The organism is Cupriavidus sp. 21MJTG02-4 (assembly GCF_057798975.1).
Genome location: NZ_JBYOJP010000020.1, coordinates 77234 through 99748 on the forward strand (window position 1 = coordinate 77234; position 22515 = coordinate 99748).

General features: G+C 66.1%; 23 protein-coding genes and 1 riboswitch. Of the genes, 11 read left to right on the forward strand and 12 right to left on the reverse strand.

Translation table 11 applies throughout. From position 1 onward, the window contains the following. Window positions 1-14: 14 nt before the first annotated feature. The gene (locus AC3FKH_RS29490) at window positions 15-476 is read right to left on the reverse strand and encodes an HU family DNA-binding protein (RefSeq protein WP_483711729.1); all 462 of its coding nucleotides are present in this window, start codon (window positions 474-476) and stop codon (window positions 15-17) included. 299 nt (window positions 477-775) lie between these two features. Further along, window positions 776-1021, reverse strand: coding sequence for a hypothetical protein (locus AC3FKH_RS29495; protein ID WP_488679235.1), 246 nt, complete (start codon window positions 1019-1021; stop codon window positions 776-778). A 109-nt stretch (window positions 1022-1130) separates the two neighbouring features. Between AC3FKH_RS29495 and AC3FKH_RS29500 the strand changes: the two genes are divergently transcribed. From AC3FKH_RS29500 to AC3FKH_RS29510, 3 genes are read left to right on the forward strand one after another with little or no spacing between them, the layout of a single operon-like run. After that, window positions 1131-1508: a PepSY domain-containing protein gene (locus AC3FKH_RS29500; RefSeq protein WP_488679236.1), complete on the forward strand. Its 378-nt coding sequence runs from the start codon at window positions 1131-1133 to the stop codon at window positions 1506-1508. A gap of 20 nt (window positions 1509-1528) precedes the next feature. Next, complete coding sequence (locus tag AC3FKH_RS29505) at window positions 1529-2203, forward strand: response regulator transcription factor (RefSeq protein ID WP_488679237.1); 675 nt, start codon at window positions 1529-1531, stop codon at window positions 2201-2203. A gap of 8 nt (window positions 2204-2211) precedes the next feature. Beyond that, complete coding sequence (locus tag AC3FKH_RS29510; protein ID WP_488679238.1) at window positions 2212-3546, forward strand: sensor histidine kinase; 1335 nt, start codon at window positions 2212-2214, stop codon at window positions 3544-3546. A gap of 24 nt (window positions 3547-3570) precedes the next feature. Here AC3FKH_RS29510 and AC3FKH_RS29515 read toward each other — a convergent pair whose 3' ends face one another. Beyond that, window positions 3571-4068, reverse strand: coding sequence for an Mpo1 family 2-hydroxy fatty acid dioxygenase (locus AC3FKH_RS29515; RefSeq protein WP_488679239.1), 498 nt, complete (start codon window positions 4066-4068; stop codon window positions 3571-3573). A gap of 173 nt (window positions 4069-4241) precedes the next feature. Here AC3FKH_RS29515 and AC3FKH_RS29520 point away from each other — a divergent pair, with 173 nt between their 5' ends. The 4 genes from AC3FKH_RS29520 to AC3FKH_RS29535 all read left to right on the forward strand — a co-directional run bounded on the left by AC3FKH_RS29520 (window position 4242) and on the right by AC3FKH_RS29535 (window position 8731). After that, entirely contained in the window at window positions 4242-5033 is a 792-nt protein-coding gene (locus tag AC3FKH_RS29520) for a Crp/Fnr family transcriptional regulator (RefSeq protein ID WP_488679240.1), read from the forward strand. A 14-nt stretch (window positions 5034-5047) separates the two neighbouring features. Beyond that, complete coding sequence (locus tag AC3FKH_RS29525; protein WP_488679241.1) at window positions 5048-5893, forward strand: arylamine N-acetyltransferase family protein; 846 nt, start codon at window positions 5048-5050, stop codon at window positions 5891-5893. Window positions 5894-6091: 198 nt separating this feature from the next. Then, window positions 6092-6856 carry an SDR family oxidoreductase gene (locus AC3FKH_RS29530; protein WP_488679242.1) on the forward strand — a complete coding sequence of 255 codons (765 nt, stop codon included), beginning with the start codon at window positions 6092-6094 and terminating at the stop codon, window positions 6854-6856. 126 nt (window positions 6857-6982) lie between these two features. Next, complete coding sequence (locus AC3FKH_RS29535) at window positions 6983-8731, forward strand: class I adenylate-forming enzyme family protein (protein WP_488679243.1); 1749 nt, start codon at window positions 6983-6985, stop codon at window positions 8729-8731. Window positions 8732-8770: 39 nt separating this feature from the next. Here AC3FKH_RS29535 and AC3FKH_RS29540 read toward each other — a convergent pair whose 3' ends face one another. From AC3FKH_RS29540 to AC3FKH_RS29550, 3 genes are all read right to left on the reverse strand, one after another. After that, window positions 8771-9244, reverse strand: coding sequence for a CreA family protein (locus AC3FKH_RS29540; RefSeq protein WP_488679244.1), 474 nt, complete (start codon window positions 9242-9244; stop codon window positions 8771-8773). Between the two features lie 7 nt (window positions 9245-9251). Continuing rightward, window positions 9252-9737, reverse strand: a complete 486-nt coding sequence (locus tag AC3FKH_RS29545; protein ID WP_483711740.1) for an acyl-CoA thioesterase — start codon at window positions 9735-9737, stop codon at window positions 9252-9254. A 200-nt stretch (window positions 9738-9937) separates the two neighbouring features. Beyond that, window positions 9938-10219 (reverse strand): HU family DNA-binding protein, encoded by a 282-nt coding sequence (locus AC3FKH_RS29550; protein WP_008651272.1) that lies wholly within the window; start codon window positions 10217-10219, stop codon window positions 9938-9940. Between the two features lie 520 nt (window positions 10220-10739). Here AC3FKH_RS29550 and AC3FKH_RS29555 point away from each other — a divergent pair. Then, window positions 10740-11942: an ammonium transporter gene (locus AC3FKH_RS29555; RefSeq protein WP_488679245.1), complete on the forward strand. Its 1203-nt coding sequence runs from the start codon at window positions 10740-10742 to the stop codon at window positions 11940-11942. 189 nt (window positions 11943-12131) lie between these two features. Next, complete coding sequence (locus AC3FKH_RS29560) at window positions 12132-12959, forward strand: mechanosensitive ion channel family protein (protein ID WP_483711742.1); 828 nt, start codon at window positions 12132-12134, stop codon at window positions 12957-12959. Window positions 12960-12962: 3 nt separating this feature from the next. On the opposite strand, the gene AC3FKH_RS29565 is transcribed toward AC3FKH_RS29560, so the two are convergent. Next, the gene (locus tag AC3FKH_RS29565; protein ID WP_488679246.1) at window positions 12963-14183 is read right to left on the reverse strand and encodes a Bcr/CflA family multidrug efflux MFS transporter; all 1221 of its coding nucleotides are present in this window, start codon (window positions 14181-14183) and stop codon (window positions 12963-12965) included. A gap of 366 nt (window positions 14184-14549) precedes the next feature. Between AC3FKH_RS29565 and AC3FKH_RS29570 the strand changes: the two genes are divergently transcribed. After that, a complete protein-coding gene (locus AC3FKH_RS29570) occupies window positions 14550-15140 on the forward strand; it encodes a hypothetical protein (RefSeq protein WP_488679247.1) in 591 nt (196 codons plus the stop codon). A gap of 55 nt (window positions 15141-15195) precedes the next feature. Here the strand turns inward: AC3FKH_RS29570 and mdoH are convergent, their stop codons facing one another. From mdoH to AC3FKH_RS29585, 3 genes are all read right to left on the reverse strand, one after another. Next, on the reverse strand, window positions 15196-17799 hold the full coding sequence (gene mdoH, locus AC3FKH_RS29575) for a glucans biosynthesis glucosyltransferase MdoH (RefSeq protein WP_488679248.1): 2604 nt from the start codon (window positions 17797-17799) through the stop codon (window positions 15196-15198). Beyond that, a complete protein-coding gene (locus AC3FKH_RS29580) occupies window positions 17772-19373 on the reverse strand; it encodes a glucan biosynthesis protein G (protein WP_488679249.1) in 1602 nt (533 codons plus the stop codon). Before AC3FKH_RS29580 ends, mdoH begins: the two co-directional genes overlap by 28 nt. Window positions 19374-19729: 356 nt before the next feature. Then, on the reverse strand, window positions 19730-20068 hold the full coding sequence (locus AC3FKH_RS29585) for a hypothetical protein (RefSeq protein WP_488679250.1): 339 nt from the start codon (window positions 20066-20068) through the stop codon (window positions 19730-19732). A gap of 237 nt (window positions 20069-20305) precedes the next feature. On the opposite strand from AC3FKH_RS29585, the gene AC3FKH_RS29590 reads away from it, so the two are divergent. Next, window positions 20306-20716 carry an RT0821/Lpp0805 family surface protein gene (locus AC3FKH_RS29590; RefSeq protein ID WP_488679251.1) on the forward strand — a complete coding sequence of 137 codons (411 nt, stop codon included), beginning with the start codon at window positions 20306-20308 and terminating at the stop codon, window positions 20714-20716. 14 nt (window positions 20717-20730) lie between these two features. On the opposite strand, the gene AC3FKH_RS29595 is transcribed toward AC3FKH_RS29590, so the two are convergent. Together AC3FKH_RS29595 and ribB are read right to left on the reverse strand one after the other, a co-directional pair. Further along, a complete protein-coding gene (locus AC3FKH_RS29595; RefSeq protein WP_488679252.1) occupies window positions 20731-21282 on the reverse strand; it encodes a surface-adhesin E family protein in 552 nt (183 codons plus the stop codon). A 92-nt stretch (window positions 21283-21374) separates the two neighbouring features. Beyond that, the gene (ribB, locus tag AC3FKH_RS29600; RefSeq protein ID WP_488679253.1) at window positions 21375-22046 is read right to left on the reverse strand and encodes a 3,4-dihydroxy-2-butanone-4-phosphate synthase; all 672 of its coding nucleotides are present in this window, start codon (window positions 22044-22046) and stop codon (window positions 21375-21377) included. 177 nt (window positions 22047-22223) lie between these two features. Then, window positions 22224-22387, reverse strand: a riboswitch (FMN riboswitch). Window positions 22388-22515: the final 128 nt, after the last annotated feature.

Genomic DNA, 22515 nt, shown 5'->3' on the forward strand with positions numbered 1-22515 from the left:
GATCAACTGGCCGTTCAGGCAGCAGCGTCCTTCAGCTTCTTCAGCGGGCGAACCTTCACCTTGACGCTGGCCGGCTTGGCCGGGAACCAACGCTCTTCACCGGTGAACGGGTCCTTGCCGAAGCGCTTCTTCTTGGCCGGCACTTGCTGCGCGGTCACCTTCAGCAGGCCCGGCAGCGTGAATTCGCCTGCGCCCTTCTTGTTCAGCGCGCTGACGATGGTGTTTTCCAGATGGGCCAGCACCGTCTTCACGGTCTTGGGTTCCAGCTCGGTCTGGGCTACCAGGTGAGCGACCAGGCTCGACTTGTTGAAGGTGTCCTTCAGCGGGCGCGGGGTCACCGCGGCAGCCGGAGCAGCCTTCTTGGCCGGCGCGGCCTTCTTGGCGGCAGCCTTCACGGGTGCCTTCGTTGCCGCGGCCTTCTTGGCAGCGGGCTTGGTTGCAGTCGTCTTCGCGGTCGGTTTCGCTTTGGTCGCCATGTCGATTTACGAGAGTTGAACAATTCAGAGCCGGACATTCGACGGCTTCGCATCGCGTTGCCAATACCCCATGCCGGCGCCACTGAATCATAGCGGAAACATCCGTGTGTCAAAGGGATTTCATGCGCGCAACGCCAAAAACCCCGTGAAAACCCGGTGTTTTGTCGCGGCTTAACCTCAGCGCGAACGCGCAGAAGCACTACGTCCCCCCACTTTCGCGCGGTCAGGCGTGTTCGGCGGCAAGAAATTCGCGGCGTGAGGAATCCCCGCCAACCCTCGTTACCCCTGTTTTTCAGGGACTATTCGCCAAGCCACGTTGCAATCAGCGGGCCGGCAACCATGGTGCCGAGGGCGATCAGCGACAAGCTTGCATCGGCGCGCGACCACTCGCGCAGCATCGCCACGAGGCCGGCGTGCATCCAGAACAGGCTCGAAACGCAGAGCAGCGAGAACAGCGCGCCAGCCGCCAGAAGTGCCACGCGCCGGTCCGCAGGGCGCTTTGGTGTCGACGGTGACAGGGATGCGGGAAACGGTCGGTGCGACATGGGCTGGACTCCTCGAACGGTTGGCGAGCATTGTCGCGAGCGGCACCTGAACGCCGGCTGAGGCATCCGTTCAGCCTGCGTTCAGCCGTTTTGATGCAAACTTCAGGCCATGAACCGCATTCGCGCATCCCGCCCTGCCTGCCCCCGCCACGCGCGCCGCCCTGTGTTCGTGCTGGCCGCGGCCACCGTTGCGCTGGCGCTCGGGATCGCCGGCCCCGCCCATGCCGACAAGGATGCCGACCGCGCCCGTGCAGCGGTGCAGTCCGGCGAAATCCTGCCGCTGTCGCGGATCCTTGAGGCGGTATCGCAGCAGTACGCCGGGGATGTCATCGGCGTAGAACTCGATCGCGACGACGGCGTCTGGCAGTACGAGGTCAAGCTGCTGCTGCCGGGCGGCTCCGTGGCCAAGCTGGAATACGATGCGCGCACCGGCGCGCTGCTCAAGGCGAAAGGCCGCAACCTCGAGCAGGCGCGCAAGCAGCCCTGACGCTTCCGGAGCCCCACATCATGCGCATCCTGCTGGTGGAAGACGAACCGACGCTCGCCGGCCAGGTCCAGGCGAGCCTGGCCGCGGCGGGCTATGCCGTCGACATGGCGGCCGACGGCCTCGACGCCTGGCACCTCGGCGCGAACGAGCCCTACGACGCGGTGGTCCTTGACCTGGGCCTGCCGCGCCTGGACGGCCTGAGCGTGCTGCGCCGCTGGCGCGCGGAACAGGTCAACGTTCCCGTGCTGATCCTCACCGCGCGCGACAGCTGGACGGAGAAGGTCGAGGGCATCGATGCCGGCGCCGACGACTACCTGGCCAAGCCCTTCCGCATGGAAGAACTGCAGGCCCGCATCCGCGCGCTGATCCGGCGCGCGCACGGCATGCCGGCTCCGGAGCTCAGCTGCGGACCTGTCCTGCTCAATCCGCGCGCCGGCACCGTGACCGTGGACGGCGCCGCCGTGGTGCTGACCGCGCACGAATTCAAGGTGCTGGACTACCTGATGCACCATCCAGGCTCGATCGTCAGCAAGACCACGCTGACCGAGCACATCTACGCCCAGGACTTCGACCGCGACAGCAACACCATCGAAGTCTTTATCGGCCGGCTGCGCCGCAAGCTCGGCGTCGACGTGATCGAAACCGTGCGCGGGCAAGGCTACCGGCTGCGCCCGCCCGCTGCCGGCGGCGTGTAAAGGAAAGCATGCGCAACTCGCTGGCGCTACGCCTGCTCGCCGTGGCCGCCGTGTGGCTGGCCGCTGCGCTCGGGGCCAGCTGGTGGATGCTGTCGACGCTATTCGAGCGGCATGTCAACGACACCTATGTCCGGCAGCTCGAGCACCAGCTCACCAGCCTGACGGCCGCGCTCGACTGGAGTCCCGATGGCCGGCTGCAGTTGACGCGCGCCCCCGCCGATCCCCGTTATGAACTCCCCTATTCCGGCGCCTACTGGCAGGCGCGCGCACCCGGTGCGCTGCTGCGTTCGCGCTCGCTGTGGGATACCGAGATGCCGGAAAAGGCCGCGCACAAAGTCGCCGGAACCCCTGCGGAAGTGCGTGCCGGGCCCAACCGTCAGTCGCTGCTGGTCGTGTCGCGCCGCATCGTGCTGGCCTCGTCCGACACGCCTGTCGACGTATCGGTTGCGCTGGACCGCACCGAGTTGCGCGCGGCACGGCGCGCCTTCAACACCATGCTGGCCTGGTCGCTGGGCGCGCTCGGCATGGGGCTGATGCTGGCGGTGGCTGCCCAGGTGCGCTTCGGGCTGGCGCCGCTCAAGCGACTTCGGCGAGCGCTGGCGGCCATGCAGGCCCGGCGCGAGCGCCGCCTCGGCGGCAAATGGCCGACCGAGGTGCAACCACTGGTCAGCGAGATCAACACGCTGCTCGATGACAACACTCAGGCGCTGGAGCGGTCGCGGCGGCAGGCGGCAGACCTGGCCCATGCCGTCAAGACGCCACTGGCGGTGCTCGCCAACGAAGCCGTCAGCCTGCCGGACCCGGCCGCCGTGGCCATAGCGCGCCAGGTGGATGCCATGCGTCGGCAAGTCGACCACCACCTGGCGCGCGCGCGCGCGGCGGGCGCCGCGGCCGCACGCGGCGAGCGCATCGAGGCAGGCCCCGCCGTGCGCGAACTGACACGCGCGCTGATGCGCCTGCATGATGCGCGCCAGCTCGACATGGACGTGGAGGGCGAAGGACACTTCGCCGGCGACCGTCAGGATCTGGTGGAAATGCTGGGGAACCTGCTCGACAACGCCTGCCAGTGGGCGCGTTCGCAGGTGCGCATCCGCCTGCATGAGGATACGGGTGCATCGGCCCTTGAAATCCTGGTGGAGGATGATGGCCCCGGCATGCCGCCCGAGGCGCGCGGGTTGGCCGCGGCCCGTTTCGGGCGCCTCGACGAAAGCGCCGCCGGCAGTGGACTTGGCCTCGCCATCGTTACCGAAATTGCCGCCATGTATGAAGGATCGCTGGAGCTGGGCACCAGCACGCTGGGCGGGCTGGCCGCGCGCCTGCGATTGCCGGCCGGCATGGCGTGAGCGACACCGCTGCAAGCTGCCGCGTCAGGACGCGCGTGCCTGCATGGCGTCGCGCGTATCCGCCGCCAGACCGCACGCGAACGCGGTTTCCGCCACCAGGAACAATGGGCCGACCAGGAGCCCGACCAGGTCATCGACGAAGGCGGGCTTGCGGCCTTCATAGTAGTGGCCGATGAACTGGATGATCCAGCCCGCGACGAACAGTCCCACGCCGGCGGCAAGCCATGCGCCCGTGGGCAGCGCCGCGAGATGCGCGCCGGCGTACACGAACAGCGCCAGGACGATCACCATGGCGAGGCCGAATCCCGCCGACAGACGCAGGTAAAACAGGCACGACAGCACGTACACCACCATGGCGGGCGTCAGATAGGCCGAGCCTTCCCCCAGCGGCATGGCGGGCCGCCCGAGCAACGTGGTGACGGCAAGCACGATCATCGGGATACCAATGAAATGCGTGGCGACGTTGCGTGCGTCGCGGTGATAAGCGGCGTAGTTGGCCAGGTGTTCGACCAGGGTTTTCATGGGGCGTCTCCTTTTACGCGGGCCCGGTGGCTACGGCAGCCCCGGCGCCTCGGCTGTGTTGTGGGTTCGGATTTATAGTAGTGGGCGGGTCCCGCGGCGTCTGTCCGATTTTTGACAGTCGGACGCGCCGCGCGGTTACGTGACAACCCGAACAGAACAAGACAGGAGGCAACATGGGCATGGCTCAGTCCCCCGGCGACACGCGCGGCCCGTCAGGCATCCCTCGCGCCACACCTGGAGGCCGCGCGGCACCTTCGCGCCCGGACGCCGCTGCCGCGCTGCACGCCAGCCCGTGGTTTGCCCAGTTGCCGGAGGCGTTGCGGCAAGCGCTTCTTGACGATGGCACCTGGCGCCGGCTGGCCGCGGGCGAAGCCCTGTTTGCGCGCGGTGACGCGTTCGACGGGCTCTATTGCGTGGCCGGCGGCACCATGCAGGTCGATGCCGCCGGAGAATCCGGCAAGGCAGCGCTGCTTGGCCTGCTGGAATCCGGCGCCTGGTTCGGCGAGATCTGCCTGTTCGACGGTCTGCCGCGCACCCACGACGCGCGCGCCGTACACGCCGCGCTGCTGTGGCATGTCCCACGCGCGAGCCTGGAGCGCCGGCTCGCGCAGCATCCAGCCTGGTGGCGCGAGTTCGGCTTGTTGCTGGCCGCCAAGACGCGCATGGTGTTCGACTATGTCGAGGAAATGCAGTTGCTGCCGCCAGCCGCGCGCATCGCCCGCCGGCTGGCCGCCATTGCGCGCGGCTATGGCAACCCGCCTCACGCTGCGGACGGCGCAGCCTCCACTACGCTACCTGCCGCCCAGACCGTGAAGATTCCGCAGGAACAGCTGGCGCAGATGCTCGGCCTGTCGCGGCAGACGGTCAACCAGGCGCTGCGCGAGCTGGAATCGCGCGGCCTGCTGCGCCTGCGGTACGGCAGCGTCGACTTGCTGGACCTTGCGGCACTCGAAGCGCTCAACTGAAACCAGTACGCGAAATGATCATGCTCGACCCCAACCGCCTCGATGCCTACCTTGATCGCCTGGGCATCGGTGCCCCGTCCTCGCCCACACTGGAAGGACTCAACGCGCTGATCGCCGCGCAGCTTGCGCACATCCCGTTCGAGAACATCGACCCGCTGCTGGGCAGCCCGGTGCGAATCGATATCGACGCCATATTCGACAAGCTCGTGACGCGCCGGCGCGGCGGCTATTGCTTCGAGCTCAACACGCTGCTCGCCGCCGCGCTGACGTCCCTGGGCTACGCCGTGACGCCGCTGGCGGCACGCGTGCGCTGGGGCGTGGCCGACACGGTGCAGACACTGGCCTCGCACATGCTGCTGCGCGTGGAAGTGGCGCATCGCAGCTATCTCGCCGATGTAGGCTTTGGCGGCCCCACGCCTTACCAGGCGCTCCCCCTGTCCGCGCCGGCCGCCAGGTCGTTCCCGTACCGCCTGGTTGCGGCGCCGGAAGACGCCATGCCCGGCGCGTTCCATTGCCAGGATATGGAAGTGCGCGGCACGGAGGGCTGGCTCAAGGTCTACCGCTTCGACTTGTCGCCGCAGCCGTGGATCGACTTCATCCCGCGCAACTGGTACATCAGCACGCATCCGGACAGCATCTTTACGCAGCGGCTTATGCTGGCCCGCACCGACGGCGACGTGCGCCTGACCCTCGCCAATGGCGAACTGGCCGAACGCGGCGCCAAAGGCAACCTGCGGCGGCAGACGCTGACTTCGGCCGACGAGGTCATCGACGCGCTCGTCAATCGCTTCCAGGTGGAACTCGACGCCGACTCGCGCGGCCGGCTCGAACGTGTGCTGCCCACGCTGCTGCACGGCTGAACCCCGGCGCTGTGCGGACGCGCTCATGCATGCCGCGCATTGCCCGCAGAAAGAATACTGATATGGGCCCGCAGGCGGCCGCTTGCCTGTGGACTGGGCCAGAGGCCCCAACCATAATGTGCCGGCAGGCCCCCAGGGGCGCTGTCCAACAGAACACAGGCAGGCCCCGAACGGGCCGCACCGATATCAGGAGACTCCATGTCATTGTTCGATTTGTCGGGCAAGGTCGCGATCGTGACGGGCTCATCGCGCGGCATCGGCCGCGCCATTGCGGAACAGATGGCGGTCCAGGGCGCCAAAGTGGTCATATCGTCGCGCAAGATCGAAGCGTGCCAGGAAGTGGTCGACGCGATCAATGCGCGCCACGGCGCCGGCACCGCGATCGCCATCCCGGCCAATATCTCCTCGAAGGACGACCTGCAGCGCCTCGTCGATGAAACCAACCGCACGTTGGGCAAGATCGATGTCCTGGTCTGCAATGCGGCATCGAACCCGTACTACGGTCCGATGAGCGGCGTGTCCGACGACCAGTTCCGCAAGGTGCTGGACAACAATGTCATCTCGAACCACTGGCTGATCCAGATGGTCGCGCCGCAGATGATCGAACGCAAGGACGGGTCGATCATCATTGTCTCGTCCATCGGCGGCCTGCGCGGCTCGCCGACCATCGGCGTGTACAACATCTCGAAGGCCGCCGACTTCCAGCTCGCGCGCAACCTCGCCGTGGAATTCGGCCCGCACAATGTGCGCGTGAACTGCATCGCGCCCGGACTGATCAAGACCGATTTCGCACGCGCGCTGTGGGAAGACCCCGAGCGCTACAAGCAATCGACCCAGGGGGCGCCGCTGCGCCGTATCGGCGAACCGGTCGAGATCGCCGGCGCGGCTGTTTTCCTGGCCTCCGCCGCGAGCACGTTCATGACGGGCCAGGCCATGGTCGTCGACGGCGGCGTCACGATCTGATGCCCTTACGCAAGGCGGCGCGGCTGCATTGCGCGCCAGCCCGGCGATTCTGCATTTCCTGCATTTCCCCTGAAGGACGGCGTATTGCGCCGTCCCCCAACCTGCATTGCAGTCCGGGAGGCAGTCATGTCCAGCAATTTCGAGCCGGCCGCCAACTGGCCCGCCATGTCACTGGCCGCGGCCCACGCCCGGCTTACCGCCCCGGGCGCTCCGTTCGAAACGGAAACGCGCGTCATTCGCGGCATTCCCACCACCGTCTGGAAAAACGCGCCGCCCACGCTGCGCGACCTGTTCCTTGCCACGCAAGCCTTCAGCGAACGCACCTTCGTGGTGTACGAAAACGAGCGCGTCACCTATGCAGCCTTCCGGCGCGCGGCATTGCATGTCGCACAGGCACTCGTGCGTGATGGCGTCCGCCCCGGCGACCGCGTGGCAGTCGCCATGCGCAACCTGCCCGAATGGCCGGTGGCGTTCTACGGCGCGCTGCTGACCGGCGCCATCGTCACGCCGCTGAATGCATGGTGGACCGGCGCCGAGCTTGAATATGGACTGGTCGATTCAGGCAGCCGCGTCGCCATCGTCGACGCGGAACGGCTGGATCGACTCACCGGACATCTGAGCAATCTTCCCGCGCTGGAGCGTGTGTACGTATCGCGCGCGGGCTCGCTCGACGGAGATCCGAAGGTCGTGCCGCTGGAAACCGTGACCGGCCACTCCGCGACCTGGGCGACGCTGCCCGAGCTGCCGCTTCCCGACGTGGACATCGCACCGGAAGACGACGCAACGATCTTCTATACCTCGGGCACCACCGGCAAGCCCAAGGGCGCACTGGGCACCCATCGCAATGCCACCAGCGTCGCCGTGGCCGGCCTGTTCAGCCCGCTGCGCAACTTGCTGCGCCGCGGCGAGCCGATTCCCGCACCGGACCCCGCTGCGCCACAGAAGGCCGCGCTGCTGTCCGTGCCGTTCTTCCACGTGACCGGCTGCATGGCCGTGCTGAACAATGCGCTGGCGAGCGGCGGGAAAATCGTGCTGATGCATCGCTGGGATGCCTTGCGCGCGCTCGAACTGATCGAACGTGAGCGTTGCACCACGGCCGGCGGCGTGCCCACCATCGCCTGGCAACTGCTGGAGCACCCGGAGCGCGCGCGCTTCGACCTGTCGTCGCTGGAGAGCATCAGCTACGGCGGCGCGCCGGCCTCGCCGGAACTGGTTCGTCGAATCGGCGAAACCGTTCCGCAGTCGGCGCCGGGAATCGGCTGGGGCATGACCGAAACGTCCGCCACGTTCACGAGCCACAGCGCGGAAGAATACGTACTGCGTCCGGAAAGCAGTGGTCCGGCCCTGCCGATTGGCGAAATGAAGGTCGTGGATGGCCGCGGACACGCGCTACCGGCCGGTGAAACCGGCGAGCTGATGGTGCGTGGCGCGAACGTGGTGCGCGGCTACTGGAACAAGCCCGAGGCCACCGCACAGACCTTTGCCGATGGCTGGCTGCGCACCGGCGATATCGCCAGGCTCGACGATGAAGGCTATCTCTACATCGTCGACCGGATGAAGGACATGCTGATCCGTGGCGGCGAGAACATCTACTGCATCGAGGTGGAAAGCACGCTGTACGAGCACCCGGCGGTCATGGATGCCGCCCTGGTCGGCATTCCGCACAAGGTGCTGGGCGAGGAACCGGGGGCCGTGGTCAGCCTGAAGCCCGGCCTGCACGCGACCGAAACCGAGCTGCAGGCGTTTGTCGCGGAACGGCTGGCGGCGTTCAAGGTGCCGGTACGGATCGTCGTGCTGCCCGACCTGCTGCCGCGCAATGCGAATGGCAAGATCCTGAAGTCGAACCTGCGCAAGCTGTTCGGGCCAGACGCATGAGAGGCGCCCGGCAACCCGGATAGCCGGGCGTTCGCGCGCTTACTTGACCGGAATGGCGGTCGCGGCGGGCACCGGCACGGCCGTCACGCTGTTCTGCGGGCTGCCGCTGACGATGCGGTCGGAATACGTCAGGTAGACCAGCGTATTGCGCTTGCGGTCGACGGCGCGGATCACATGCAGGGTCTTGAACAGGATCGACATGCGCTCCGAAAACACGTCGTCCTGCTGGCGCAGCGGCGCCTTGAACGTGATCGGCCCCACCTGGCGGCACGCGATCGACGCCTCGGGCGGGTCTTCCGCCATGCCCAGCGTCCCCTTGATGCCCCCCGTGCGCGCGCGCGACACGTAACAGGTCACGCCCTGCACCATCGGGTCGTCATACGCCTCGATGACGACCTTGTCCGAGCCGGTCATGCGGAAATTGGTATTGACGCTGCCGATTTCCTCGGCCAGCGCATGGGTGCCGCCCGCCGTCAGGCAGGCAGCGGCAAGCAGGGAAAGCATGCGCGCCATGGCCAAATCAGCTCCCGGTCACCTTGATGGCGTCGCGGCGTTTTTCCATTTCCTGGCGCAGTTCGCGGCGCTGCTGGGCCGCCGCAAAGCGCTGGCGCTCGACTTCGTCGCGCGGCTCCAGCGGCGGCACCTCGGCGGGCGCGCCGTTGTCGTCGACCGCCACCATCGTGAAATAGCAGCTGTTGGTGTGGCGCACCAGCTTGCTGCGGATATTCTCGGTCACAACCTTGATGCCGATTTCCATGGAGCTGCGTCCGGTGAAGTTCACCGCAGCCAGGAAGGTCACCAGTTCACCGACGTGGATGGGCTGGCGGAACACCACCTGGTCTACCGACAGCGTGACCACGTACCGGCCGGCGTAGCGGCTGGCGCAGGCATAGGCCACCATGTCCAGGTACTTCAGGATGGTGCCGCCGTGCACGTTGCCGGAGAAATTGGCCATGTCCGGCGTCATCAGCACGGTCATGGAAAGCTGGTGGGACTGGTCGTTCATGATGGAGGTGCGGGTTGCGGGGGCCGAGGCGCGGCAGTGTAACCCGTAAACCGGCGTTTGAGGGGCGCCGGGACGCATGTGGCCAGGGTAGCCGCCTGATATGGTTCGAGCGCCACGCGCGCGGCATGGCCACCTCACCGCACCGCCAATAAAAAAGCGGCCCGACAGGCCGCTCTCTCGCTACTCCGGACGCAAACCGCTTACTTCTTCTTGTTCACGGCGTCCTTGAAACCTTGTCCAGCAGAAAACTTGACGGTCTTCGCGGCCGGAATCTTGATCGTTTCGCCCGTGCGCGGGTTGCGGCCCGTGCGTGCGGCGCGTTTACCCGAGCTGAAGCTGCCAAAACCCACCAGCGTTACCGAATCACCCTTTGCCACTGCCTTCTTGATACTGTCCAGCGCTGCGTTGAGCGCACGCTCGGCTGCGGCGTTGCTCAGTTCTGCTTCCGCGGCGATGGCCGATACCAGTTCACCTTTATTCATGGCTGATTTCCCTTGTTGGTCGTCGTCACCGATGTATCTGCCAGCAGGCATTGCATCGATCGGCGCAGTCTAATCTGCCCTTCGCGCCTTGGGCAATCCCCAGTGGCACCAATGCAACGAAAAAACCCGGAAATCCTTGCTTGAGGCCGGTTAGCGGGCGATTTCCCGCTCTGTTCCGGCGTCTTTCTCTCCGTTATTTCGGACTGGAGCGCAAGCGGACAGTGCCGGCCTGTCGCCCCGTAGCAAGGCATCTCGGTGCAGCACCCAGCATTCACCGCTATGGTGCAATGCACCGTCAAGGTTCATAAAAGCGCCTGCCGGCTGCCTCATTCTGGCGCGCACCGACGCTGTGGCTGTTTTCGTCATCGACGATCTGCACCACCTCGCCCCTGGAAACAGGGGCCGCCCGTTCGGAAATCCGGTGCGAATTCCACCATGGCGGTGCAAATAGCACCAGTATGCAGCCAGTTCTGGAACGGTTTTTGCATACCCATGCTCCCATTTTGAGCATGAGGGACCTATGGACAATTGGAAGACTGGCACCGACGCCATGTTTATCCTGCTTGGCGCAATCATGGTGCTGGCCATGCACGCCGGCTTCGCTTTCCTGGAACTGGGCACGGTGCGTAAGAAGAACCAGGTCAACGCGCTGGTGAAGATCCTGGTGGACTTCGCGGTTTCCACCATTGCCTATTTCTTTGTCGGCTATACCGTCGCCTACGGCGTGCAGTTCATGGCAGGCGCCGATACGCTGGCGCAAAAGAGCGGCTACGAACTGGTCAAGTTCTTTTTCCTGGCGACCTTTGCCGCGGCCATTCCCGCGATTATCTCGGGCGGCATTGCCGAACGTTCGCGTTTCAATCCGCAACTGGTCGCGACCTTCGTCCTGGTGGGCTTTGTCTATCCGTTCTTCGAAGGCATTGCGTGGAACCATCGTTTCGGCATCCAGGACTGGATCACCAGCCTGACTGGCGCCCCGTTCCATGATTTCGCCGGCTCGGTCGTGGTTCATGCGGTCGGCGGCTGGATCGCCCTGCCCGCGGTGCTGCTGCTCGGCGCGCGCCGTGGCCGATACCAGAAGGATGGCCGCATCAGCGCGCACCCGCCGTCGAACATTCCGTTCCTGGCGCTCGGTGCATGGGTGCTCGCGGTGGGCTGGTTCGGCTTCAATGTCATGAGCGCCCAGACCGTGGACAAGATCAGCGGGCTGGTCGCCATCAATTCACTGATGGCCATGGCCGGCGGCACGCTGGCGGCCTGGTGGGCCGGCCGCAACGACCCGGGCTTCGCCTACAACGGCCCGCTGGCAGGCCTGGTCGCCGTCTGCGCGGGTTCCGACCTGATGCATCCGCTCGGCGCGCTGATCACGGGCGCCGTGGCCGGTGTGCTGTTCGTCCATCTGTTCACGCTCGCGCAAAACAAATGGCACATCGATGATGTGCTCGGCGTGTGGCCGCTGCATGGGCTGTGCGGCGCCTGGGGCGGCATTGCAGCCGGCATCTTCGGGCAGCACGCGCTGGGCGGGATCGGCGGTGTTTCGCTGGGCTCGCAGCTCATCGGTACCCTGCTCGGCATCGTGATCGCCCTGGCGGGCGGCACAATCGTCTATGGCACGCTCAAAAAGCTGGTCGGCATCCGCCTCGATGCGGAAGCCGAATTCAACGGCGCAGACCTGACCCTGCATCGCATCTCGGCCACGCCCGAGCGCGAAACCAACTGGTAAGCCCGCCGCAGGAACGCGCGCGCAGGCGCCGTTCCTGACAATTCTTTTCTTGAACTTCCCCAGACGGCATGGCAATAATTGCCGTGCCCGTCATCTTGCGACGCGCCAGCGTGCAAGATTTGCAGCCAGTCTTCGCAGTTCTTCGTTTCGTGCCGGCTCTTTGCCGGCCAACCGACCAGGGGAATGCCGATGGATGCGTCAACGTTGGAGAAGTTGAGGATCGTGGTGATTGCCTATGCCACGGAGTTCGGGGTCAAGATCCTGGCCGCGCTGGCCTTCTGGATCATCGGCCGCTGGCTGATCCACGTGGTGGTGCGCATGGTCCAGGGCGGGCTGGGCAAGCAGCAGGTGGATCCGACCCTGCTGCGCTACGTCGGTTCGATCGTAACGGTCGCGCTGAATGTGGTCCTGGTGATCGGCATCCTCGGTTACTTCGGCATCCAGACCACGACCTTCGCGGCATTGATTGCCGCAGCCGGCGTGGCCATCGGCATGGCCTGGTCGGGCCTGATGGCCAACTTCGCGGCCGGCGCCTTCCTGGTCGTGCTGCGGCCGTTCAAGGTCGGGGATTTCGTGACCATCGGCGGGGTCACCGGCACGGTGCGCGAGATCGGCCTGTTCGCCACGACGCTCGACACGCCCGACAACGTCCTGACGGTGATCGGCAATAACAAGATCTTCTCGGACACCATCCAGAATTTCAGCATCAACCCGTTCCGCCGCGTCGAACTGAAGGCCCAGCTCGCCGGCAGCACCGACGCTGCCGCGGCGATGACGCTGCTCAAGGAGCGTATCGGCGCGATTCCGAACGTCCTGGCCGATCCTCCGGTCGACGTCGAGATCCTCGAATTCACGCTGGTGGGGCCGGTCCTGGCGGTACGTCCGTACTGCCACAACGACCATTACTGGCAGGTGTATTTCGACACCAATCGCATCATCCGCGAAAGCTTTGGCCAGGCGGGCTACGCCGCGCCCATGCCGGCGCAGATGGTGGTCGTGAAAAACGCCGCGGCCTGACGCTCAGGCTACCGCCGTCGCAGACGGCCGCGCGCTCCCCCAGGCGCGCAGCGCTACCGCACCGATACCGCACACGGCCATCACCACTGCCAGCGGCAGGGCCGTGCCATCGTGCCACAGGCTGACGGCGGCGCCCGCGACGGTGCCGAGCGAGAACTGCAGCGTGCCCATCAGCGCGGAGGCCGTGCCGGCGCGATGCCCCTGATGCGTCAGCGCCAGCGCCGACGCATTGGGCGTGATGCAGCCCAGCGATCCGATAAAGACGAAGAACCCGGCCAGCAGCACGGGCAGCACCAGCACGCCGGCCAGCGCCGCGGCCGCCAGCATCAGGCCCGCGGCGCAGGGTGCCAGCACCGCGCGGCCGAGCACCCGGTCAAGCGTGCGCCCTTGCACCAGGCGCGCATTCAGCTGCGACATGGCGATCAGCCCGAACGCATTGGCACCGAAGACAAAGCCATAGTGCGAGGGGTCGATGCCGTGGAGTTCGATCAGCACGAACGGCGACCCGGCGATATAGGCGAACATGCCGGCCTGCCCGAATCCGGCTGCCAGCGAATAGCCCAGGAACTCGCGGTCGCGCAGCAGCTCGATATAGCTGGCTGCGACCGTACCGGGATGCAGCCGCGCGGCGCGTTCCCGCGGCAGCGACTCTTCCATGCGGAAGTGCACCAGCGCCAGGATCAGCAGGCCCGCAAGCGTCAGCAGCCAGAAGATGGCGCGCCAGCCCAGCGTAGTCAGGACGGCGCCGCCGATGATCGGCGCCAGGATCGGCGCCAGCCCCATCACCAGCATCAGCGACGAGAAGGCCCGGGCCGATTCGTGGGCCTCGAGCCGGTCGCGGATCACCGCGCGGGCCATCACCATGCCGGCGCAGCCGCCCAGCGCCTGCAGGAAACGCCAGAGCATCAGCGACTCGACGCTGCGCGCCATGGCGCAGCCGGCCGCGGCCAGCGCGTACAGCGCCAGTCCGACGTACAACGGCGGCTTGCGTCCGAAGCGGTCGCTGATCGGTCCATAGAATGCCTGCCCGAGTGCCAGCCCGACCAGGAACGTGCCCAGCGTCAGCTGTACCTGGCCGATATCCACGTGCAGGTCCGCGGACAGCGCCGGGAAGCTGGGCAGGTACATATCGATCGACAACGGCGCAATGGCCGTCAGCGAAGCACAGATCAGCAGCCAGGCGGGAAAGCGCGCAGCCTTGTGGCTGCTGGAGGATTGAGGCATCAGTGTGAGTTCCGGAAGTCCTTGCCGGCGGCTGCGGCGCGTGCCAGCCAGCCGCCAGACCGCGAATTGTTGCACAGCATGACAAACCTGGCTGGAATGACAGAATTCGATGCCGGTAACATCTGTCGCCCGGCTGCGGCGGCACCTTGCCATGCCCCGCCAACGTCGGGTTCGACAAATATCCTAATCTTGGCAGTATTGGACTGACTGGCAATTTTGCGAAGCCGCGCACGCGTTAACGTGTGGCGCCGCTTTCACGCGAATGGGGGTGGAGGGTACAATGCGAGCCTGTTGGCCCTGTCCATGCGACAGACCGGCGGCCGCGCAGAGAGGGGCGACAGGCTTGCCCCGGCAACGTTATCCTGCATGAGACTACGACACACGCCGTTCACCGCTACGCTAGTCACAGCCGCTCTCGCGGCTGTACTGCTGCGGCCCGGGCCGGCGCAAAGCGCCCCGACACCGCTGCGCTCGCCCGCCTCGGCCACGGCGCCGGCGCCCGCCCCCGTATTCGATGAAGCCGACGCACTGTCCCGCATGCTCAAGGGCGCCGCCACCGGGCAGAATACCGGCGCCGCGGGCGTACCCGAACTGCTGCGCAATACCAATCGGCCCGACAGCGTGCTCGCGCGCGCGTGCCGTCAGCTCAACGATGCACTGCCGATAGAAATTGATGGGGAAACCCGGCTGCGCCGATGCCAGTCGACGCCGGGCAAACACGTCCTGTTCCAGCTCGAGCTGACCAACTACCGTGGGCCGATGCTGGATCTTGCAAGCTTCGAGGTCAACTACGCGGCGCCGCTGCAGCGCAATATCTGCGCCAACCGCGACGTGGAAATCCTGACCAAGCTTGGCGTCAGCATGATGTTCCGCTACATGACACGGAACGATCGCGGCGAACGCCGCGTGGGCGACGTCTACATCAACGCGCCGATCTGCACCGCGGCCCAGCGCTGAGGACCGCGGCGGAACTTCGTTGCGCAGCGCAGGCGTACCGCGCCCCTGCTCCGTATCAGGCGGCGCGCGGACGCAACGGCAGCACGTTCGGGGCGCGCCGGGCCAGCAGGCGGATATCCTTCCACCCGGCATCGGCCAGCGGCGATCCCCACACCAGTTCATGCAGCCTTGACAGCGCAAACGGATCACCCAGCAGGATATGCCGCTGCGACGCCGTCAGCGCGCGCGGGCCGCTCGTCAGTGCATGCTGTACCAGTGCGGCGTGACGCTCCTTCACCGATGCCGGCTGCACGACACGGGCCGATGCCGTGGCACACATCAGCGCGTTGGTCACCGGATCCACCACGGCATCCACGAAGTCGGGCGTCTCGGCCACTTGCTCCACGTGTTGCTGGGTTTCGACGATTTCCCTTGGCGGCATGGCTTCCTCGGGAATCATGAACAGCCCGGCCTCGCGCGATGCGCGGCCGAACGACACCCGCGACAGCATGACCGACAGCGGGATCGACAATGCCAGCGAACCCACGATCGGCAGCAGCCACAGCACGAACGACGGATTCAGCCAGTAGACCAGCGCACCCCACGCGAGCCCGAGCACCGTGTGCCATCCATGCCGGCGCAGCGCTTCGCCCCAGGAGGTCTCCGCGTCCTCGCGCGGCGGCGATTTCCAGGAAATCCCCCAGCCGCTGTAGGCCGCCACGACGAACTTGGTGTGGAACAGCATCCGGGTCGGCGCCAGCAACGCGGACAGCACGACCTCGATCAGCACGCTAAGCACCAGGCGCGACAAGCCACCATACTGGCGGGCCTGCCGCACCAGCAGCAGCACACTGGCCAACTTGGGCAGGAACAGCAGCGTGGCAGTGGCCGAGAACAGCGCTAGCGCCTTCTCCGGATGCCATTCGGGCCAGGTCGGAAACAACTGGTAAGGCTGCGTGAAATATTCAGGCGGCACCAGTGCATGGCGGGCCAGCATCGCCGTGGACAACAGCAGGAACAGAAACCACAGCGGCGCCGACAGGTAGGCCATGATCCCGGTCAGGAACACCGCACGGTGCACCACGTGAAAGCCCTGCTTCAGCCACAACCGGAAATTCATCAGGTTGCCCTGGCACCAGCGGCGGTCGCGCTTGACCTCGTCCAGCAGGTTCGGCGGCAGTTCCTCGTACGAACCCGGCAGGTCGTACGCAATCCATACGCCCCAGCCCGCGCGACGCATCAGTGCGGCTTCGACAAAGTCGTGCGACAGGATCTCGCCCGACAGCGGCCCGCGCCCGGGCAGCGGCGCCAGCGCGCAGTGTTCCATGAAGGGCTTGACGCGGATGATCGCGTTGTGGCCCCAGTAGTGCGACTCGCCCAGTTGCCAGTAATGCAGGCCCGCCGTGAACAGCGGACCGTACACGCGCGTGGAGAATTGCTGTACGCGCGCATAGAGCGTTTCACGCCCCACTGCCAGCGGTGCGGTCTGGATGATGCCCGCACCCGGATTCGCCTCCATCAGGCGCACCAGCGTGGCCAGGCAATCGCCGCTCATCACGCTGTCGGCGTCGAGCACCACCATATAGCGGTACTTGCGGCCCCAGCGACGGCAGAAGTCGGCCACGTTGCCAGTCTTGCGCTTGACGCGGTGTCGGCGCCAGCGATAGAAGATGCGACCGAAACCGCCTACCGCGCGGCACACTTCCATCCACGCGTCGACCTCGGCCGTGCGCAGGTCCGGGTTGCCGCTGTCGGACAGGACGATGAAATCGAAATTGGCCAGGTGGCCCGTGCGCTCGAGCGATTCGTAGGTCGCGCGCAGCCCCGCAAAGACGCGGGTCACGTCCTCGTTGCAGATCGGCATGATGACCGCCGTGCGCGCATCGGGCGCAAGCGGTGCATCGGACGCGGCCGAGCGCGAGATCAGGTGCCGGTCGCCGCCTTTGGCCAGCACCAGGAAACCCATCATGGCCGTCCAGAAGCCGGCCGAAACCCACGAGAACAGCACTGCGAACAAGACCAGGATCGCGATCTCGAGCGGATCGGCGCCATGGTATGGCAGCACCTTGGTCATGAAGTACGTGGCCAGCACCGTCTGCGCGACCACCAGCCCCAGCAGGAACCAGCGCCGGTGCGAACCGGCGGGATGCCACTTGCCTTCGGCATCGGGACCATCGTGCAGGGTGTCCCAGGTGTCGGGAACTTGCGGGCGGCCCAGCATGCGGCGCCAGGTGTTGCGCAGCCAGCCTGTGACGATATGCGGCGGCCACTGGCGTGGCACCATCGAGCTGCGTTCCGGCTCGGGTCCGGTGTCTACATGGACGGTGCCGTCGGGTCTGCGCTTGAGCAAGGGCTCGCCGGCGGCTTGCGGATTGCCGTAGGCCAGCGAGAAGCGACGCGCTACGGAAGCGTAGGTCGGTCCGCCTGGCGCGGGGGATTCACCCTTGGCGGGTTCGCGCGCCGATAGCCTGGATTGCAGTTGCTCGATCGCAGCCTGGGCATCGCGTGGATCGATGGCGATTCCGGCGGTTGCCGAGGTTGCGGCGGTCACGGGCGCAGGCGGATCGGCCAGCAATTCCGTGCGCAATTCAGAGGATACGGGCAGGCGGTCGACATAGCGCTCGCATGCCGCCGCCTGGGCCGGTCGCTGCTTTAGCCTGGGGGTAAGATGTAGCTCCACGTCTCGGATAAGGTTGTATTGCCGTTGCGAAGATAGCCGCGCAACTCAACCGGCTTGTTGACATCCTTGCGGCGCATCACCATGGTCATGCGCCAGCCGCCGGTGGCGTCATTGCGCTGCACCGACGTCTTGATCAATTCGGCATTGGCATCGGCCGACACCACCGGGTCGATGCGCACATCGGCCGGCAGCTTGTGGAAGGCAGGGCCTTCGAAATCCACCACCAGCGAGAAGCTGGTGTCGTCCTGCTTGCGCGTGAGGCCCTGCCCCAGGCGCGTCTGCGTGACCCACGACAGCGGCGGCATCTGCTCGCCATCTTTCTGCCACATCAGGCGGTACTCGTAGTCAAACGGCTGCCTGGGCTTGGGCGGGCTGTCGGGCACCCAGTAGGCCACGATGTTGTCGTTGGTCTCGTCGGGTGTCGGGATCTGCACCAGCTCTACCCTGCCCGAGCCCCAGTTCCCGCGGGGCTCGACCCAGCCGCTCGGCCGCCGCTCATACCACGCGCCGATCTCCTGGTAGCTGGCAAAGCTGCGGTCGCGCTGCATCAGCCCGAAGCCCTGCGGATTGGTCGCGGAAAAAGACGTGACCAGCAGGCGCTTCGGATTGACCAGCGGCCGCCAGACCCATTCCCCGGTGCCGAGATGAATCGAAAGCCCGTCGGAGTCGTGGACTTCCGGACGGAAGTCGGACTGCGACGAAGGCTGGTTCTCGCCGTACAGGTACATGCTGGTGAGCGGCGCCAGGCCAAGCTTGGTCACGTTCTCGCGCAGGAACAGGCGCGACTTGACCTCCATCGCGGTCTCTTCGCCGGGCTTGATGACGAAGCGGTAGGCACCGCTGATGCGGCGCGAATCCATCAGCGCATAGATCGTCAGCTGCTTGTCCGAAGCCGAGGGCCGCTCGATCCAGTACTCGACGAAACGCGGGAACTCCTCGCCCGAATTGAGCCCGGTGTCCACCGCTAGTCCGCGCGCGGAGAGCCCGTACCACTGATCCTTGCCGAGCGCTCGGAAGTAGCTCGCGCCCAGGAACGATGCCAGCTCGTCCTTGCGCTTGCCCTGGTTGAGCGGATACAGCACGCGGAATCCGGCGAAGCCCAAACCCTTGAGCCGCGCGGCATCGACCTTGTGCGGACCGTAGTTGAACGCGGCCGGATCGAAGCGGAACTCGCGCACGCTACCGCTGACCACTTCGTGGATGCGTACGGGCTGGTCGAACACCATGCCCTCATGGAAGAACGACAGCTCGAACGGCAGGCGCGTATTGCGCCACGCAAAGCGCTCGGGCTTGTATTCGATCTCGCGGTACTGATCGTAGGACAGTTCGCGCAACTCACGCGGCAGGTTCTGCGGGGGTGCCTTGTACGGAGACGCCGCCAGCTGGCGTGCCCGCGCCGCGACCGTTTCGAAATCGAAGGCATGCGCCGCCATGGCGAGCACGGCCAGCGCGCCGCCACCCAGCCACCGGGCCATGCGCGCACGCGCGCGTGCCGATGCCCCGCGACAGCGGGCACGGTCGGAAGGCCGTGCAGGCGAAGGTTCGGACAGGCGTAGCGTGGCGTTTGATGACATGAATGCCCAGATTGGAAATGTGGACGGTGCAACCGGCTCTTGCGGCCGGAATGGCGGACAGCCTGGTGGACGACTCAGGGGTCCGCCAAGCAAGAGACAGACCTGACACGACGGTCATGGCCGGCCCGGGCGCGAAAAAACCGAGCCAGCCGGCCCGGTCTCGCTTTGGGTGCGAAGTGCAATAAACCTTAACAATTCGAGACGAAAAAGTCACGTTTCGATCACGCAAGGTTTGCAACAAAATGAAACCCCTGCCGCGGCAAAGGCGCATCGCGCCGTCGTCGCGGACGTCCGCGTCACACCGTGCGGACAGCAGCAACTGCCGCGCGGCGTGGGCCCCGGTCAGCTACCAGGCGCTACTGCTTCGCACCGTCGGTGTAGGTGTCGAACTTGCCGGCCTTGGCGCCGTCCGTGTACGGGTCAGTCTTGCCGACCCGCTTGGCATCGTCGATCGGCTGGAGCTGGTCGGTACGCGCGCCGGGGGCCAGCGATGTCACGTTGTCGGACTTCGCGCCTTCGGTGTAGACATCGAATTTGCCGGTCTTGGCGCCGTCGGTGTAGGTGTCGAACTTGCCAGCCTTGGCGCCGTCCGTGTACGGGTCGAACTTTCCGCTCTTGGCAGCCGGGGACTGGGCATGCACGACGCCGAACGCGGCGGCGAAGGCCAGGCCGAGGGTTAGGTGGCGCAGCTTCATGGGGACTCCTCTCGCGGTGATTGCGCGTTGTGCCCCGTTTGCCTGTCGATGCGGATGGCGTCGTGCAAGCATCAGTGGCAACAATCAACGCTAGGCCAGTGAAAATCCCCTGTCAACCACGCCCCCGCGCAAGCGTCGCAAGAGGCGCCGCCAGTCGTCATCGGTGCGCTGGTTGGGCTTACAATGCACTGGCCCGCGCGACGGCACGCCGCGCCAACGAACCGAAAAGGAACGACCATGCTGTCTCGGCAAGCCCGACGCCTCCCCACCGTTGCCCTGGCCAGCGCCCTGGGCGCCACGCTGATGTTCGCCGTGTCCGCTCCCGCCCAGGCTTACTTCGACAACTACTTGTCCGGCACCATCATCGGCAAGCTGAACAAGGATGAAGCGGCGTCGTTCGCCAAGTCGATCGGCAAGGCTTTGAATGACACCGCTGACGGTCAGTCGATCACCTGGGAGTTTCCGGCCAGCGGCAAGCGCCTGCCCGTGGACGGCACGCTGACGCCGGTCACCAGCAAGACCGACCAGGGCCAGTCATGCCGGCGGCTCAAGACCGACCTCAAGCGCGGCACCGCCGAAGAGCACTGGAGCGGCTGGTTCTGCAAGCAGAAGGACGGCCAGTGGAAGTCACGCCAGGTCGCTGAATAAAGGCCGGCAGGTCGTCAACGGCACAGCCGGCGCATCAGCTCCGAGGCCACCGATCCGGTGGCCGCCGGCTGGAACCGCGTAGCTTGCGGCGAGCGGATCGTGTAGAGCACCTCGCCGCGTGCGAAGCGCTTGCTGTAAAGCGTCTGCTCCACCACGGCCACCATCGACGATGCGCAGTTGAGCACCATGCGCTTGAGCGATGATCGGATCGGTTCGCCATTCGTGGTGCGGATCACCCCGGTCGGCGCATTGCGCATCACCACCACGCCGACCTCCGGCCCGGCACGCTTGACGGCAACCTGGTCGAAGTACGAAATCACGCCGTTGGCGCCCATCAGCGGAAGCCAGCGCTGCGGATCCGGTGCCGCCGCTTCCGGCGCGGCGACAACGGTACAGCCTTCGCGTGGCGTGGCGCGGAAGACCATGTCTCCGGACGCCTGCTGGCACTGGTACAGGCCGGCAGCAGCAGGACGGCTCTCGTAGCCCATCCCGGATTCAGCGTGGGCGCTCAGGCCCATGGCGCAGCCGCACAGCACGGCAGCGCATCGGACAATGCGGAAAATCATTGAATCACCCTCGAATTGACGGGAAAAACGAGCCGCATTGTCGCATATGCCGCCGCGCTTGCCGACCCGCGCGACGTGAATTCAAGCTCGCATCAACCGTGAACCTCGCGCCAGGCAACCAGATCGGCGATCGTGAGCACCGGCAGCCGGTACATTTCAGCGAACGCCAGCGCCTCGGGCCGGCGCGCCATGGTGCCGTCGGGATTCATCAGTTCGCATAGGACCGCGGCGGGGGACAGGCCGGCCATCCGGGCCAGTTCCACCGAGCCTTCGGTATGCCCGCGGCGCACCAGGACACCGCCATCCACGGCGACCAGCGGGAACACGTGGCCCGGGCTGACCACCGCATCGCGCCCGGCATCGTCCGCGATTGCCGCGCGAATGGTCGTGATGCGGTCCACTGCGCTCACGCCGGTGGTAACGCCTTCGCGCGCCTCGATCGACACGGTGAACGCCGTTCCGAACTGGCTGCGATTGTTTTCCACCATGGGGCGCAACCCTAGCTCTCGCACCTTGCCGGCCGTCAGGCACAGGCACACGATGCCGCTGCATTCGCGGATCATCATGGCCATGTTGGAGGGCGTCAGGCACTCGGCGGCCAGGATGAGGTCGGCTTCGTTCTCCCGATCGTCGTCGTCGAGCAGCACAACCGGGCGGCCTTCGCGCATGGCGTCGAGCGCCTGCGCAATGCGCAGGGCCAACGGGCGCTCGTCCGCGCCGGACGCGAGCGTAATGGAATCGGACTCGTTGGAAAGGTTTGACATGAAACGCTCCTTGCTAGCTGATCAGTGGGCGTTTCAGGGTGAGGATCAACGGAAGCACGCAGGCAACCCCGGCAGGCACATGGCATGACGGCACGCACCCGTGCGCGGACTCATGCGTCCGGCCGCGGCAAGCGTGACCATCGATGCCTTGCGCCCGAGCCGGCCAGGCAGGCTTCCGCCCATCTTCTTTCATCCGGACTATGACCGTCGGCCCTGGCCTCGCACCAGGTCTGCTGACCCTGCACGCAATGTGCAGGCGCTCGCGGGCTCGCCGCATCGTACGGAAACGTACGCTGCGGCATACCGCCGGTGGGGACTTTCACCCCGCCCTGAAGACGTAACGGTGCCGGCGTCTGCGCCCGTGCTTCGACAGCAAGGCGCGAAGCGAGCCGGCGGGCCGATGGTAGCACGACTGTTCTTTTTTCTTCGGCGTGCAACGTGGCCCGCCGTGTACTACAACTAGCTTAGG

Excerpts from the sequence above, each read along its gene's own strand:
- AC3FKH_RS29495 (WP_488679235.1), bottom strand. The coding sequence starts at position 1,021 with ATGTCGCACCGACCGTTTCCCGCATCCCTGTCACCGTCGACACCAAAG.
- ribB (WP_488679253.1), bottom strand. The coding sequence starts at position 22,046 with ATGTCAAACCTTTCCAACGAGTCCGATTCCATTACGCTCGCGTCCGGC.
- AC3FKH_RS29585 (WP_488679250.1), bottom strand. The coding sequence starts at position 20,068 with ATGAAGCTGCGCCACCTAACCCTCGGCCTGGCCTTCGCCGCCGCGTTC.
- AC3FKH_RS29520 (WP_488679240.1), top strand. The coding sequence starts at position 4,242 with ATGGGCATGGCTCAGTCCCCCGGCGACACGCGCGGCCCGTCAGGCATC.
- AC3FKH_RS29515 (WP_488679239.1), bottom strand. The coding sequence starts at position 4,068 with ATGAAAACCCTGGTCGAACACCTGGCCAACTACGCCGCTTATCACCGC.
- AC3FKH_RS29565 (WP_488679246.1), bottom strand. The coding sequence starts at position 14,183 with ATGCCTCAATCCTCCAGCAGCCACAAGGCTGCGCGCTTTCCCGCCTGG.
- AC3FKH_RS29555 (WP_488679245.1), top strand. The coding sequence starts at position 10,740 with ATGGACAATTGGAAGACTGGCACCGACGCCATGTTTATCCTGCTTGGC.
- AC3FKH_RS29550 (WP_008651272.1), bottom strand. The coding sequence starts at position 10,219 with ATGAATAAAGGTGAACTGGTATCGGCCATCGCCGCGGAAGCAGAACTG.
- AC3FKH_RS29540 (WP_488679244.1), bottom strand. The coding sequence starts at position 9,244 with ATGGCGCGCATGCTTTCCCTGCTTGCCGCTGCCTGCCTGACGGCGGGC.
- AC3FKH_RS29545 (WP_483711740.1), bottom strand. The coding sequence starts at position 9,737 with ATGAACGACCAGTCCCACCAGCTTTCCATGACCGTGCTGATGACGCCG.
- AC3FKH_RS29560 (WP_483711742.1), top strand. The coding sequence starts at position 12,132 with ATGGATGCGTCAACGTTGGAGAAGTTGAGGATCGTGGTGATTGCCTAT.
- AC3FKH_RS29570 (WP_488679247.1), top strand. The coding sequence starts at position 14,550 with ATGAGACTACGACACACGCCGTTCACCGCTACGCTAGTCACAGCCGCT.
- AC3FKH_RS29525 (WP_488679241.1), top strand. The coding sequence starts at position 5,048 with ATGATCATGCTCGACCCCAACCGCCTCGATGCCTACCTTGATCGCCTG.
- AC3FKH_RS29490 (WP_483711729.1), bottom strand. The coding sequence starts at position 476 with ATGGCGACCAAAGCGAAACCGACCGCGAAGACGACTGCAACCAAGCCC.
- AC3FKH_RS29535 (WP_488679243.1), top strand. The coding sequence starts at position 6,983 with ATGTCCAGCAATTTCGAGCCGGCCGCCAACTGGCCCGCCATGTCACTG.
- AC3FKH_RS29500 (WP_488679236.1), top strand. The coding sequence starts at position 1,131 with ATGAACCGCATTCGCGCATCCCGCCCTGCCTGCCCCCGCCACGCGCGC.
- AC3FKH_RS29510 (WP_488679238.1), top strand. The coding sequence starts at position 2,212 with ATGCGCAACTCGCTGGCGCTACGCCTGCTCGCCGTGGCCGCCGTGTGG.
- AC3FKH_RS29590 (WP_488679251.1), top strand. The coding sequence starts at position 20,306 with ATGCTGTCTCGGCAAGCCCGACGCCTCCCCACCGTTGCCCTGGCCAGC.
- AC3FKH_RS29505 (WP_488679237.1), top strand. The coding sequence starts at position 1,529 with ATGCGCATCCTGCTGGTGGAAGACGAACCGACGCTCGCCGGCCAGGTC.
- AC3FKH_RS29530 (WP_488679242.1), top strand. The coding sequence starts at position 6,092 with ATGTCATTGTTCGATTTGTCGGGCAAGGTCGCGATCGTGACGGGCTCA.
- AC3FKH_RS29580 (WP_488679249.1), bottom strand. The coding sequence starts at position 19,373 with ATGTCATCAAACGCCACGCTACGCCTGTCCGAACCTTCGCCTGCACGG.
- AC3FKH_RS29595 (WP_488679252.1), bottom strand. The coding sequence starts at position 21,282 with ATGATTTTCCGCATTGTCCGATGCGCTGCCGTGCTGTGCGGCTGCGCC.